Raw genomic sequence first — 14,626 nt, 5'->3', positions numbered from 1 at the left:
GCACTCGACTCCTCCGAAAATGCTAACGCATTTCCATCGTACGTGGGCAGATTCAAGGAAGCCGTTCAAAGTCCTGCCAGATCAGCGGCCAAGGCGAGTCCCCGCAGGAGCAAAATGACGAGGTGGTTCACCGGACGCCCTGCAGAAAGCGAGCCAGGAGCGGATATCAACTGTCAAGGTTACACAGTCAAGTTCTAAAAAAAGGATAAACAAAACTCAATTAGGTTTATTAATCCCCCAAAAAGGGTATATAAAATAGATTTTATGTTTAATAAGTGGAAATTGGCAATCATTTTTGCAATTAACTTAAGCCTGGTTATCATAATTTCAATAGTCACCTACTTCCACATTCTTTCCTAGATTTAGGTTAAGTTATCTGCTGAACGGGTATCTTAAAACGCCAATGCCACAGACCTCTTTACCTACTAGTATTGTTTGAGAGTCGCCTCAAGAGAAAGGCTAAATAATTAGTTGGAATGAAAACGTTATCATTTCAATAATATTTTTACTGCTATTACTCTCTTTCATCCAAGAAATTTCAGCACTTCCTCTAAAAAATCATTATTCTCTTTTCAAAAATAGTAAACTTTCCTTCAACATAATTCGCGTAATTGGAAGATTTAGTACATTAAAGCGCTACCAATTGTCTGTGTTTGTCGATATTTAAATATTATTAAGAATTATTGTCGAAATATTAAAAAAATGTTTACAAGGATTTTGCCCTGCTAACTAGAATACTACTGAAAAAGGTGTTTCTTTAAAAGTAAGCATGTTTTAACAAAGGCAGGTGGAAGGTTTTGGTAATCAATCCTACAGAGTTTGAATTGCATCTATTCCATGAAGGCACTCTGTACCAGAGTTACAATTTATTTGGTGCACATGTCATTAAAAATGAATCAGAAACATATACTCGATTTTGTGTGTGGGCTCCAAACGCCATGGCTGTGAGTCTGGCAGGGGATTTTAATCAATGGGATGGAAACGGTTTTGTTTTGCACAAAGTGAATAATGAAGGTGTATGGCAGATTGCTCTAGAGGGAGATCTCTCTGGGACGATTTATAAGTATGAGATCACGACACAGACAGGTGAGAGGATTTTAAAGGCAGATCCATATGCATTCTTTTCAGAGCTTAGGCCGAATACAGCTTCGATTGTTTTTCCTCTCGAAGGTTATAACTGGAATGACGATAAATGGCTGCAGAAGCGGGAGAGGAAGACCAGCCTGGATGAACCTATGTATATCTATGAGCTGCATGCAGGTTCATGGAAAAAGGCGTCAGATGGCTCATTCCTTACATACCGTGAACTGGCTGATGAGCTGATTCCTTATATTTTAACTCATGGATACACACATATTGAATTATTGCCGCTAACTGAGCATCCGCTCGATATCTCCTGGGGCTATCAATCTACCGGTTACTTTTCTGTTACCAGCAGATATGGTACCCCGCATGATCTTATGTATTTCGTTGATGTCTGCCATCAAAACGGAATTGGAGTAATCCTTGACTGGATTCCAGGACATTTTTGTAAGGATGCGCACGGGCTGTACCTGTTTGATGGCAGCTATGTTTTTGAATATCAATCTGAAAATGATCGTGAAAATCGTGTCTGGGGAACGGCCAATTTTGACTTGGGAAAAACAGAGGTCCAAAGCTTCCTGATTTCTAGTGCTTTATTCTGGCTTGAAAAATATCATATTGATGGCTTTAGGGTGGATGCCGTGGCCAATATCATATACTGGCCAAATTCGGTTCAGGCAGCTAATCCCAACGGAGTGGCGTTTTTAAAGAAGCTGAATAAGGCTGTAAAGGATTACGATCATGCCGCGTTGATGATTGCTGAGGATTCGACTGATTGGCCTCAGGTGACAGCTCCTGTGGAGTATGGAGGGCTTGGTTTTACATACAAGTGGAACATGGGATGGATGAATGACACATTAAAGTATATGGAGACAGAATCGCATGAAAGGAAGCATATACATGATAAAGTAACTTTTTCTCTCCTATATGCCTTTTCTGAGAACTTTGTTCTTCCTTTTTCACATGATGAAGTTGTCCATGGCAAAAAGTCATTGCTTGATAAAATGCCAGGAGATTACTGGCAAAAATTCGCGCAGCTCAGATTATTGCTTGGCTACTTGGCAGCCCATCCTGGCAAAAAGCTGACCTTCATGGGAACAGAGTTCGGACAGTTCTCAGAATGGAAAGACCAGGAGCAGTTGGACTGGAACCTGCTCGATTATGAAATGCATCAAAAAGTGAACATTTATGTGAAGGAGTTAATGAAACTCTACAAACGTTCAAAGCCATTATATGAAGTGGACCAGAGCTATGAAGGGTTTGAATGGATCGATGCTGATAATCATGAACAGTCGATTTTTTCCTTTATACGAAAAGGAAAGAACCCTGAAGAAATCCTTGTGATTGTCTGCAATTTTACTGAAAAAGTATACAGCGATTACAAGATCGGCGTACCAAGACTAGGTGAGTACCGCGAAATATTAAATAGCGATGCCCAGCCATATGGGGGTTCTGGTTTTATCAATAAAAAGGTGATTGAAGCGAAAGAAATAGCCTTCCATGGAAGGCCATATTCTTTAGAAATGAATATTTCTCCATTCGGAATTTCGATTTTACGTCCTGTTATCAAAAGAAAGGGGAGAAACAATCATGCAAAAGAAGAAATGCGTAGCAATGCTGTTGGCAGGAGGAAAAGGAAGCCGTCTGCACTCATTGACAAAGAACCTAGCTAAACCAGCTGTCCCTTTTGGCGGCAAATATCGGATCATTGATTTTCCTCTAAGCAACTGCACGAATTCTGGCATCTATACTGTCGGTGTCCTGACACAATACCAGCCACTTTTGCTCAATTCTTATATAGGAATCGGAAGTGCCTGGGACCTTGACAGAAAGGATGGCGGTGTAACCGTGCTGCCGCCATATGCGGAAACATCCGAGGTGAAATGGTATTCTGGGACCGCTAGCGCGATCTATCAAAATTTGAATTATCTTAATCAATATGACCCAGAATATGTCCTGATTCTTTCTGGCGACCATATTTATAAAATGAATTATGAACTGATGCTTGATTATCATATCGAAAAGGGTGCAGATGCTACCATTTCTGTAATTGAGGTACCGTGGGAGGAAACAAATCGTTTTGGCATCATGAACACCGATTCTGAGTTGAAAATTACTGAATTTGAAGAAAAACCTGAAGATGCGAAAAATAATCTTGCTTCAATGGGTATTTATATTTTTAAATGGAGCCTTTTAAGGGAATATCTGATAAGGGATGATCAAAATCCTGATTCAAGCCATGACTTTGGCAAGGACATCATTCCTTTAATGTTAAAAGAAGAAAAGAAACTTCTTGCTTATCCATTTAAAGGCTATTGGAAGGATGTAGGAACTGTTCAAAGCCTGTGGGAAGCGAATATGGATTTATTGGACCGGAACTGCGAATTGAACCTGTTTGATCAGTCATGGCGAATCTATTCGGTAAACCCTAACCAGCCTCCGCAATATATTTGTCCTGAAGGCGAAGTGACAGACTCTCTTGTCAATGAGGGCTGTAAGATTGAAGGGGAAGTATCCAAGTCGGTAGTCTTTCAGGGAGTGACAGTAAGGAAGGGTGCTGTAGTAAAGGAATCGGTGATTATGCCAGATGCTGTAATCGGACTTAATTGCAGGATTGAAAAAGCCATTGTATCCCCGGGAGTTCACGTGCCTGATGGAACAATTATTGGACCAGGACTTGATAGCAATGAAATCACTTTAGTATCGGAAGAGACAATCGGAGAATTGCAGTCCAATTGATCCGATTACGGGAGGAAAGAGAAATGAACAAACAATTATTGGGAGTAATAGACGCAACAACAGTTCACGACGATCTCCATGAACTGGCTCTCCACCGATCGGTTGCAGCCATACCATTTGGCGGGCGATATCGTCTGATCGATTTCATCCTGTCCAATATGGTGAATTCAGGCATCAATAGCGTGGCGATTTTTCCAAAATTCCAGTACAGATCGCTAATGGACCATTTAGGATCAGGCAAGAACTGGGATTTAAACCGCAAAAGGGATGGCTTGTTTTTCTTCCCTACACCTAATCTGGATCAGCCCTATCATCCAGGAATAGGGTCGCTAGATCATTTTGCCGACAATATCCACTTTTTCGAACGCAGTACGCAGGAGTATGCTTTAATCTCCAATTCGTATACTGTTTTTAATATGGACTTTCAGCCATTGCTTGACTGGCATCTAAAATCGGGTTGTGATATTACTGAAGTGCAGAAGGACGGAGCTTCGCTTGGCATATACCTCGTTAAGAAAACCCTTCTGATGGACTTGATTGCAACACGAAATGAAACAGGGTATTCAACTATGAGAGATGTCGTCACGGATATCGATAGCCAGTTTAAGCTTTGCTATTATCAATGTGATGGGTATGCACTAATGGTAGATACAATTGAGAAGTATTATACTGCCAGCATGGATTTGCTGAATCCAGAAGTATGGAAGCAGCTATTTCCTAAAGAGCGGCCAATATTAACAAAGGTCAAGGATGAGCCTCCAACCCGCTATGAAAAAGAGGCATCTGTCCGGAACTCTATGGTAGCAAACGGCGGGCTGATTGAAGGGACAGTGGAGAACAGCATCATCGCAAGGGGAGTCAAAATCGGGAAAAATACAGTTATCCGTAACTGTATCATCATGCAAAAAACGCAAATTAAGGAGAACTGTATTTTGGAATCTGTTATTGTCGATAAAGATGCACGCATTGAAGCAGGTACGGTCATTACAGCGCCAGAAGGTTCACCAGCTGTCATCCGCAAGGGTACGGTTCAGGGAGTGAGGACTGGATCGTGAAAGTATTGTTTGCAGTATCGGAGTGCGTCCCATTCATCAAGTCTGGCGGTTTGGCAGATGTTGCCGGATCTCTGCCAAAGGAATTAAAAAAGCTGGGGGCAGATGTAAGGGTGATTTTGCCGAAGTACGGGATGATTTCGGAAAAATTCCGCTCTGAAATGAAGCGAGTGAAAGAGTATAGCGTGCAGGTAGGCTGGCGCTCGCAATATTGCGGAATTGAAACTCTGGTATATGAGGGAGTTACCTTTTACTTTGTTGACAATGAATATTACTTCAAGCGGGATTCGCTTTATGGCCATTATGATGATGGTGAACGTTTTTCCTTTTTTAATCGCGCTGTGCTCGATTTTATCACTGAAGTTGAATTTTACCCTGATGTCATTCATTGCCATGACTGGCACACCGGGATGATCCCATTTTTATTGAGGACAGAATACTATAAGAAGCCTGGCTATGGATTAATCCGTTCGGTATTCACGATTCATAACCTTCAGTTCCAGGGCATTTTCCCACGTGAAATTCTCGGCGACTTGCTGCACATTGACAGCCGTTATTTCAATGATGCTCAGCTCGAATTTTTCGGCAACGCCAATTTTATGAAGGCAGCTTTGATTTCAGCTGACCATATTACAACTGTCAGCCCGACTTACAGGGATGAAATTCAGACAGCTTATTATGGAGAAAAGCTTGATGGTATTCTGAGAAAGAGAAGTGAAGACCTGACAGGGATTTTGAACGGAATTGATCATGATTTGTATGATCCAAAAACATATGCTGGTCTTGCCTGCAAATTCAGTCCGGAATCATATGAAATGCGAGTCGAAAATAAGCTCGAGATCCAGCGATTTTTTGGATTGCCGGAAAGCAGGGAGATACCAGTTGCAGCGATGATAACCCGATTAACCAAACAGAAGGGCCTTGACCTTGTCACGGGAGTATTCCATGAAATCATGGCGACTGGTATACAGCTAGTTGTACTCGGTACAGGGGACCCTGAATTTGAACAATTCTTCAGGGATATGTCAGCGCAGTACCCTGAACAGTGCAGGGCATTTATTGGTTTTGATGAAAATTTGGCACATCAGATTTATGCTGGAGCTGATTTGTTCCTCATGCCTTCACAATTTGAACCTTGCGGGCTAAGCCAAATGATTGCGATGCGTTATGGAGCAGTTCCTCTAGTCCGGGAAACAGGCGGACTGAACGACACTGTCCAGCCATATAATGAGTTTAATGGTGAGGGGAACGGATTTACATTCAAATATTTCAATGCCCATGACATGCTGTTTACAATTGAAAAAGCATTATCGCTCTACCGCCAAGAAGATAGATGGGAAAGCCTGGCCAGAAGTGCCATGGAAACAGATTACAGCTGGGCTCAATCTGCCAAACAATACAATGAGTTGTATTCTGATCTCATCTCAAGGAGTGAATCGCATGTTTTCTAGTGTTCCCAAATTCAAATCTGTTTTCTTGAAAAAACTCGAGATGATGTTTGGAACCAGCTTCGAAGAGAGCACGAGCCGAGAGCAGTTCCAGACTCTGGGGCATATGATCAGGGAGCATGTGAGCGCAGACTGGATCAAGACGAATGAATTGTACCGCGCTGGAGCTAAGAAGCAGGTATATTACTTGTCGATTGAATTTTTGCTTGGCCGGCTGCTGCGGCATAATCTTATTAATTTGGGCGTCGAGAAAGTGGTATGCGAAGGGCTCGAAGAACTGGGAATCAATCTCGACGAGCTGGAGGAAATTGAAGCGGATGCAGGGCTTGGCAATGGCGGGCTTGGCCGTCTTGCTGCTTGCTTTCTCGATTCACTTGCGTCACTGGATTTGCCAGGTCACGGCTGTGGAATTCGTTATAAACACGGGTTGTTCGAGCAGAAAATTGTTGATGGTTATCAAGTGGAGCTTCCAGATCAATGGCTTCGTCATGGACATGTATGGGAAGTGCGCAAGGCAGACGATGCGGTTGAAATCCCATTTTGGGGTGAAGTCGAGAGTCGGATGGAAAATGGTCGCCTAGTGTTCAGGCACCTGAACGCTGAGACGGTCATGGCCGTCCCATACGATCTGCCTGTCATCGGATACCAGACTGAAACAGTCAACACATTGAGGCTGTGGAATGCGGAACCATCTAGGTTTCCGGCTAATGCTGATATTTTCAAATATAAGAAGGATACAGAATCCGTTTCAGAGTTTTTATATCCTGATGACACACATGATGAAGGCAAGATCCTTCGCCTTAAGCAGCAATATTTCCTCGTCGCTGCGAGCCTTAAGGCGATCGTGCAATCTTTTAAAAAGAAGAATAAGAGCTTGCTAGAGTTTCATGATTATGTCAGCATCCATATTAATGATACTCACCCTGCTATCGCTGTTCCTGAATTGATGAGGATATTGATGGATGAGGAAGGCCTCGGCTGGGATGATGCATGGCATATTACCCTTGAAACCCTTTCATACACAAATCATACTACTCTGGCAGAGGCACTTGAAAAATGGCCGATCAGGATATTCAAACCGCTGCTTCCTCGAATATTTATGATTGTCGAAGAAATAAACGAGCGTTTTTGTAAGCAGGTTTGGAATCACTATCCTGGCGATTGGGGCAGGGTTGAAAGTATGGCTATTATCGCTCATGGAGAGGTAAGGATGGCTCCTTTAGCGATTGTTGGCAGCCATAGCATCAATGGTGTGGCAATGCTCCATACAGAAATTTTAAAAAATCGTGAAATGAATTTATTTTTTCAGTTATATCCTGAGCGCTTCAATAACAAGACGAATGGAATCACTCATCGACGCTGGCTTTTGAAGGCCAACCCTGAATTGTCTGGATTGATTTCGGATTCAATTGGACCTGAATGGATTTCAGCACCTCAACAGCTTGAGGAGTTAATGAGGTTTATAGAAGATTCTGCCTTTCTTGACAAAATGCATGCTATTAAACAGGCAAATAAACTGAGACTCGCAAACAGGATCTTTGAAAAAACTGGTTTGAAAATTGATACTGAATCGATTTTTGATGTTCAGGTGAAAAGGCTGCATGCTTATAAGCGCCAGCTGCTGAATGTCCTCCACATCATGCACCTGTATAATGCTCTTAAGGAGGATCCTGAAGCTTTACTGTATCCGCGAACATTCATTTTTGGAGCAAAAGCTTCACCTGGCTACTATTTTGCTAAAAAGGTCATAAAATTGATTAATAGTGTTGCCAACAAGGTAAATAATGATCCGGCAGTCAATGAGAAACTGAAGGTTGTCTTCTTGGAAAATTATCGCGTTTCTTTGGCGGAAGAAATCTTTCCTGCTGCGGATATCAGCGAGCAGATTTCAACAGCAAGCAAGGAAGCTTCAGGAACAGGTAACATGAAATTCATGATGAACGGCGCAATGACGCTTGGTACCCTTGATGGTGCCAATGTGGAAATCACAGACTTGGTCGGCAGGGATAATATCTTCCTGTTTGGCTTGACTGCTGAAGAAGTTATCGATTATCAAAATAATGGCGGTTACCATTCACTTGAATATTACCATCATGACAAGCGAATTCGTGAAGTGGCGGATCAGCTGGTTAATGGATTTTTCCCGGATACAGAGAATCATTTTACCGAGATCTATGATTCATTGCTTGGTTACAATGACCAATATTTTGTACTGCGAGATTTTGATTCATATGCATCTGCCCATCAGATGGTTAGCAGAAAATATTTAGACCGCAAAGCCTGGCTGCAGATGAGCCTCGTTAATATTGCAAAGTCTGGATTTTTCTCCAGCGACAGGACCATTACCGAATATGCGGATCAGATTTGGAAAATAAAGTCCGCCTTAAAGGTGTAAGCAGAATTGGTTTCAAAAAGCATTTAAAGTCTTAATAAAGAAAGTGACGTGTGAATTAGCACACGTCACTTTCTTTATTTATGAGTTCGTTACATTTACTTCACTTCCACTTTTCTTCCTTCGCGTGCGGAATTCCTGACTGCATCTAATACCTTTTGAGTTGAATGCCCATCTTCAAAATCGGCAAGATAGGGGTGTTTCTTTCCGGAAACCAGGGTTGCATGGAGTGCATCTAAAGCCCTTTGGAAGCCATTATAGTACCTTGCTGCAATTTGAGTCATGCTTGAAGGTGCTTCTATATCAGGTACTAATTCAACTTCTTCAAAAGGTGTATTTCCAGCTGATAGCAGAACCTTTTTGTCGTCCAGCATGACAAGTGTGCCTTCCGTACCAAATAGTTCAAGTCGCCATGTGTTTTCAGTTTGGAGTGCCGCTGAAATTAACTCAACCATTACAGTTGTTCCATTTTCCAGAGTGCCAATGATTTGGAATGCATCATCCGCTGTTCTAATTTCTTTATTTCCGTTATGATCGGACTGTATAGGAATATGGATTGGCAACTGGCCAAATACTTCTTTAAATGTACTGTCCAACCACCATTGAAGAGAATCGATCATATGGGAGCCAAGTGCACCAAGCATTCCGCCACCATTTTCTTCCTGGCCCAGCCAGCCGCGGGGTTTTGAAATAAGGGCAGTATAATTAGCGAAGGAGCACAGGTATCGGACATGCAATACCTTCCCGAGTCTGCCGCTTTCTAAGATTTCTTTTACCTTTGTGCGTGCCGGCAGAAAGCGGAATTCATGGTTGATAAGCCCCCATTTTCCTGCATGATCTCTTGCTGAAATCATTTCTTTTGTTTCTTCCGTACCCAAAGCCATTGGCTTTTCACAAACTACATGAACGCCCTTTCCATAAGCAGCCATTACCATTTCCTTATGTAAATTTACTGCAGAAGCAACTACTACTAAATCTAGAGTCTCCTGTTCAAGCATCTGCTGCCAGTCAGTATATACCCTATCTAGTCCACTGACATTCCGTGCTTCTTAGATATTGCCCCTTGATACACTTGAAATTGCCACAACCTGGAATCCTTCATGGTGATCCATCATTGGGGCATGAACCTTAGCGCCAAAACCTGTCCCAATTATACCTACTTTAATTTTTCCCAAAATTACCAGCTCCCTGTCCGTGAATATAGTTTAATATTAAATCCACCAGGGGATAATTGTAAATTTTTTAGGCTGTTATTGTTTATTTAGGTGAAATCAGATCAAAAAGGCTCAGATTATAAACCTGGGCCTTTTTGCAGTATGGCTTTTCTAAATTATTTTGATCGGTCTTTATCTTCTTTTTTATTATCTTCTATATAGCTATCTTCCTCTTTATAAGGGATATCACCAAGCTGTGATTCCATGCCGGCGTCGTCAAGCATATCTTCATATTCTTCCTCTGTTTCACTTTGGAAGACCCGTCTATCGCTGCCATCGATATCTGTAGCGCTGAATGACTCATAATCTTCAGTGAAACCTCCTTCTTTCTCGTTATCAATGTACAGTTTATTATAGTCCTTATGATCGCCTGTAAAATCTGCCGGGGTTTCAGAAGTACCGAATTCCGCGACATCATTAAAGCTGTTTCGATTATCGGTCATTTCTTCGCTTTGCCTGCGATCGAAGTCTGTGTTGTGAGTCTGTTCAAGAATATCCTCTTCGGAAGGCCTGTCAGTGGATAAGTTTTGTTCTTGTGAATGCTCTACGCAGTATAATGTATAAGGTACTGCTTCAAGTCGCTCAAAAGGAATTTCTTTTCGGCATTCTGCACACTTTCCATAAGTGCCATCATCAATTGCTTTCAGTGCATTATCGATTTTTTCAATCTGAGCTTCATGATGCTCATCCATTGCAAAGTTCTTGGTGCGCTCAAATAATTCTGTCCCACTGTCAGCTGGATGGTTATCGTAGGAAGATAATTCACCTGTTGCTTCGCGCTGGCTTCCACCCAGATAGCCTTCCTCGCTATTACCTTCAATTTGGGTATTCAACATTTCTTTTTCATCTATAAGTATTTGCTTTAATCCGTTAAGTTGTTCATTTGTCAGCATATTTACACATCCTTAGGTTTCATTTGTATGAAATGATTCATACCTACTAAATACCCGCCTGGAATTTTAAGAAACATAGAAAAAGCTTCCGCCAAAGGCAGAAGCTTCTCATGTCTTAAAAGATAAGAAAGCATAAAATTCACTTCGAGAAATGTCCAGCTCCAGCGCCTAGCCCCTCGAGTCGCTTCGGTCCGCCCAATGAAGTCAAAGAACGACTTCACTGGGCGGACCTTCGACGTACAGGATGTACTAGTGCCGACGTTGCCACAGGACGTGGCGGTTTTAGTCGGCCAGCGCTTGTCGGGGCTGACCAAGGCGCTTGCGCTTTCTTATATTAATCCGACGAAAATCCCGATAGACAACAGGAATCCGAAAATTGTGTTTGTCTGTGCAGTTGCGGCCATCGCAGGCATCATTTGCAATGGATTTGATTTGCCGATGAAACCTTTTGTAGCCTTAACTGCCTTAGGAATACTGAGGGCAACCAGTGCAAGCCAAGGTGAAACAATTCCAGCAATAATCAGCCCGATCACCCAGCCATAAGAAACGATGAACATTCCTGCAAGCAGCCTGATTGCTCCTTTTCTTCCAAGGAGGATTGCCAATGTCTTGCGGCCAAATTCCTTGTCACCATCAAGGTCACGAATATTATTTGCCAGTAGGATTGCTCCAACCAGCAGGAAGCTTGGCACTGAGACGAGTACACTCGTTTCTGTTATGGTACCTGTCTGAATGTAAAACGAAATAAGAATGATCAGAACACCCATGAAAAAACCTGCGACAAGCTCACCAAATGGTGTATAAGCAATTGGCAGCGGACCGCCAGTGTAGAGGTATCCAGCAGCAAGGGAGATTACCCCGACAGCAGCAACCCACCAGCTGCTGTTCATGCAGATATATACACCAAGAAGGACGGATATTCCGTAAAGGCTGAAAGCCAGATTTAAAACTGTTTTAGGCTTAATGCCGTGGCGGACAATCGCTCCGCCAATCCCAATTGAATTCTCGTTATCAAGGCCACGTACATAATCGTAATATTCATTGAACATATTGGTAGCGGCCTGGATCAGCAAGCTCGCAATCAGCATTGCCAGAAACAATCCCCAATGGATACCGTTTGTTTCTATAGCTAAAGCAGTGCCCAGTAAAACAGGGGCAAATGCAGCTGTAAGTGTATGGGGCCGTGTAAGCTGCCACCAAACTCTCCAGTCAGAGCCAGTCACTGATGGTGAAGAACTAGGCTGTAGCTGTGATTGCATATCTAATTCTCTCCCTTAATATGAATATATCAAACCTAATTATCTTATCTAAATGAACCAAATTTGTCAAAAAGGTGTTTATCATCTAGGCAATATTGCCTTACAATAATAAGTGTAGATTTTCACATATGTACTGTCAATTAGTATTTTCGTGTTTTATTTAGAAGATTTTGTAAGGTGCACTACATTGTTGGTTTTAATCTTGGTAGGCTTGGATAAATAGTCGGTATAATTGAAAAGTTGATAATATTAAAGAAAAGATGTCTCAACGATTGGGAGCATGAACACAACAATCTTTGTGGTGAACACCTTTTAAAAAAGGTGATTAATATATAATAAGGAATAAACTAGTTTTGTGCAGTTTGCCATGATTGACATAGTTATTTATGAGGTGTATCTTAAAATAAGCTTTTAAACGTGTGATAACAGATGAGAGGCTGTTATTGGGGGGATTTTTTTGGTTGCCATTCAAGAAACGGAACTAAGACAGGGAATTCTTGATGCGATTGAGCGGGCCAAAGGACTATCTCGGTCTATACTGGTCAGCGAAGTCCATAAAATAGATAATATAGATCCTTTTTATTTCTTTGCTACAGGAAGGGATAAATTCTTAGGAGAACGCTTTTTCTGGAAGGATCCTGAAGGTGACTTCGTCATTGCTGGTTTGGGAATATGCGGGCAAATACAGTCGGATCAGGATGCTGACCGCTTTTTTCATGTTGAAAAAGAGTGGAAGCGCTTCACGGAAAATGCGTTTGTCTATAATAATCATAAGGAAAACGGTACAGGACCATCTTTGTTTGGCGGCTTTTCTTTCGATCCGCTGAAAGAGAAGACTGCTTTATGGTCCAAGTTTTCAGGTGCTCTTTTCCATTTGCCGAAATATATGCTGACCATCATCAAAGGTAATGCATACTTTACAACCAATTTAGTCTGCACTCAGCATGATGATTTATCATTATTTGATAAAATAATGAAAGAGCGTCAGGGAGTCCTTTCCTTATCAAACAAAAAGCCTGTTCTGGCAAAACTGGATATCAAAGATATTGTTGAGATTAATCCAGAAGCCTGGAAAGAAACGATTACTGATGTTGTTCATGATTTTGGAGACAGCGAGCTGAAAAAAGTTGTCCTTGCAAGGGAACTCCGTCTTCATTTTACTGATATCATCCAGGCGGAAAGCGTACTGAAGAATCTGCTTGACGAGCAAAGAGATAGTTTTACCTTCGCCTTTGAATCAAATGGCGACTGCTTTATCGGTGCTTCCCCAGAAAGACTGGTAAAGAAGGAGGGGGCAAGCCTGTTTTCGGCGTGTCTTGCAGGGTCGATTGGCAGAGGCGCTACCCCAGAGGAAGATGAGAAGCTGGGCGATGAGCTCCTAAATGACCAAAAGAATTTAATCGAACATCAATATGTTGTCGATATGATCAAGGCAGCTATGCAGGAAACGTGTGACGAGGTCATTCTGCCAGATCAGCCTGAATTGATGAAAATGAAATATATCCAGCATTTGTATACACCAGTAATCGGAAAAAACCGTGAAGGTACTTCTTTACTGGATTTGGTGAACAGGCTGCATCCTACGCCTGCTCTCGGGGGACTGCCTAAACAAGCTGCAGTGGAAAAAATCAGAGAAGTGGAACAGCTCGACCGCGGTCTGTATGCCGCTCCCCTAGGCTGGTTAGATTATCGCGGCAATGGGGAATTCGCCGTTGCGATTCGATCCGGGCTAATCCAGGGGAAAGAAGCGTCATTGTTTGCGGGCTGCGGAATTGTAGCGGATTCTAATGCAGAAAGTGAATATAAAGAGACTAGCATCAAGTTCCGTCCGATGCTTGCAGCACTTGGAGGAAAAAAATCATGAGCCACCAGGAAGGTTTAACAGCATATATCGCCGCTTTCGTAGCGGAGTTGTCTAAAACAGGAGTGAAGGATGTAGTCATCAGTCCTGGATCGAGATCGACTCCAATGGCACTGGTGATGTCTGAGCATCCTGAATTACGTATCCATGTGCATGTAGATGAACGTTCTGCTTCATTCTTTGCACTCGGGATTGCTAAAGCGACAAGCAGGCCAGTGGCGCTTCTATGCACTTCAGGTACAGCGGCAGCCAATTATTATCCTGCTGTCATCGAAGCGAGGATTTCTCGCGTTCCATTGATCGTTTTGACTGCAGACCGCCCCCATGAACTTCGGGATGTTGGCGCACCACAGGCGATAGACCAGATTCACCTATATGGGAAGAATGTAAAATGGTTCGTTGAAATGGCGCCGCCGGAAAAAACAGATGAAATGATCCGTTACGCACGGACAGTATGTGCAAGGGCTGCAGCAACAGCTTCAAGCTATCCAGCTGGGCCTGTCCACTTGAACTTCCCGTTCAGAGAACCGCTGATTCCAAAAATGGATGAGGGTTTATTTGAAGTGACTGAACGTTCTGGAGGATATGTTGACATACATACAGGGCATTTGAGCCTGTCGGATGAGGTCTTTGAAAAAATCAGTGAGGATTTCTCATCGTATCGCAAGGGAATCATTGTGTGCGG

At 42.5% G+C, this 14,626-nt stretch carries 12 protein-coding genes and 1 pseudogene; 8 read left to right on the top strand and 5 right to left on the bottom strand.

The features are described 5' to 3' along the window. The 6 genes from WB217_RS13545 to WB217_RS13520 form a co-directional block, all read left to right on the top strand. Positions 1-198, top strand: a 198-nt coding sequence (locus WB217_RS13545; protein WP_423993741.1) for a hypothetical protein, incomplete at its 5' end; no start/stop codon positions are given. A 599-nt stretch (positions 199-797) separates the two neighbouring features. Further along, a complete protein-coding gene (gene glgB, locus WB217_RS13540; protein ID WP_423993740.1) occupies positions 798-2,756 on the top strand; it encodes a 1,4-alpha-glucan branching protein GlgB in 1,959 nt (652 codons plus the stop codon). After that, positions 2,674-3,822 carry a glucose-1-phosphate adenylyltransferase gene (locus tag WB217_RS13535; RefSeq protein ID WP_423993739.1) on the top strand — a complete coding sequence of 383 codons (1,149 nt, stop codon included), beginning with the start codon at positions 2,674-2,676 and terminating at the stop codon, positions 3,820-3,822. The genes glgB and WB217_RS13535 overlap by 83 nt, the downstream gene beginning before the upstream one ends. A gap of 23 nt (positions 3,823-3,845) precedes the next feature. After that, positions 3,846-4,877, top strand: a complete 1,032-nt coding sequence (locus WB217_RS13530; RefSeq protein ID WP_423993738.1) for a sugar phosphate nucleotidyltransferase — start codon at positions 3,846-3,848, stop codon at positions 4,875-4,877. Next, positions 4,874-6,325: a glycogen synthase GlgA gene (gene glgA / locus WB217_RS13525; protein WP_423993737.1), complete on the top strand. Its 1,452-nt coding sequence runs from the start codon at positions 4,874-4,876 to the stop codon at positions 6,323-6,325. The genes WB217_RS13530 and glgA overlap by 4 nt, the downstream gene beginning before the upstream one ends. Next, positions 6,315-8,717, top strand: a complete 2,403-nt coding sequence (locus WB217_RS13520) for a glycogen/starch/alpha-glucan phosphorylase (protein ID WP_423993736.1) — start codon at positions 6,315-6,317, stop codon at positions 8,715-8,717. Before glgA ends, WB217_RS13520 begins: the two co-directional genes overlap by 11 nt. 95 nt (positions 8,718-8,812) lie before the next feature. On the opposite strand, the gene WB217_RS13515 is transcribed toward WB217_RS13520, so the two are convergent. The 5 genes and pseudogenes from WB217_RS13515 to WB217_RS13495 form a co-directional block, all read right to left on the bottom strand. After that, entirely contained in the window at positions 8,813-9,568 is a 756-nt protein-coding gene (locus WB217_RS13515; protein WP_423993742.1) for a Gfo/Idh/MocA family protein, read from the bottom strand. After that, positions 9,551-9,727, bottom strand: a pseudogene (locus WB217_RS13510) (Gfo/Idh/MocA family oxidoreductase); the annotation flags it as partial. The pseudogene WB217_RS13510 and the gene WB217_RS13515, both read right to left, overlap by 18 nt. Before the next feature lie 36 nt (positions 9,728-9,763). Further along, positions 9,764-9,889, bottom strand: coding sequence for a Gfo/Idh/MocA family oxidoreductase (locus WB217_RS13505; protein ID WP_423993735.1), 126 nt, complete (start codon positions 9,887-9,889; stop codon positions 9,764-9,766). 155 nt (positions 9,890-10,044) lie between these two features. Next, positions 10,045-10,821, bottom strand: a complete 777-nt coding sequence (locus tag WB217_RS13500) for a TraR/DksA C4-type zinc finger protein (RefSeq protein WP_423993734.1) — start codon at positions 10,819-10,821, stop codon at positions 10,045-10,047. 329 nt (positions 10,822-11,150) lie between these two features. Next, positions 11,151-12,080 (bottom strand): 1,4-dihydroxy-2-naphthoate polyprenyltransferase, encoded by a 930-nt coding sequence (locus WB217_RS13495; protein WP_423993733.1) that lies wholly within the window; start codon positions 12,078-12,080, stop codon positions 11,151-11,153. A gap of 457 nt (positions 12,081-12,537) precedes the next feature. Between WB217_RS13495 and WB217_RS13490 the strand changes: the two genes are divergently transcribed. Further along, positions 12,538-13,944, top strand: coding sequence for an isochorismate synthase (locus tag WB217_RS13490; RefSeq protein WP_423993732.1), 1,407 nt, complete (start codon positions 12,538-12,540; stop codon positions 13,942-13,944). After that, the coding region (gene menD, locus WB217_RS13485; protein ID WP_423993731.1) for a 2-succinyl-5-enolpyruvyl-6-hydroxy-3-cyclohexene-1-carboxylic-acid synthase at positions 13,941-14,626 on the top strand (686 nt) is incomplete at its 3' end. The genes WB217_RS13490 and menD, both read left to right, overlap by 4 nt.

This window comes from Mesobacillus sp., assembly GCF_049588175.1.
Classification (GTDB): domain Bacteria; phylum Bacillota; class Bacilli; order Bacillales; family Cytobacillaceae; genus Mesobacillus.
Note: the sequence above shows the minus strand (reverse complement) of the source record. Positions and strands in the feature narration are given on the sequence as shown.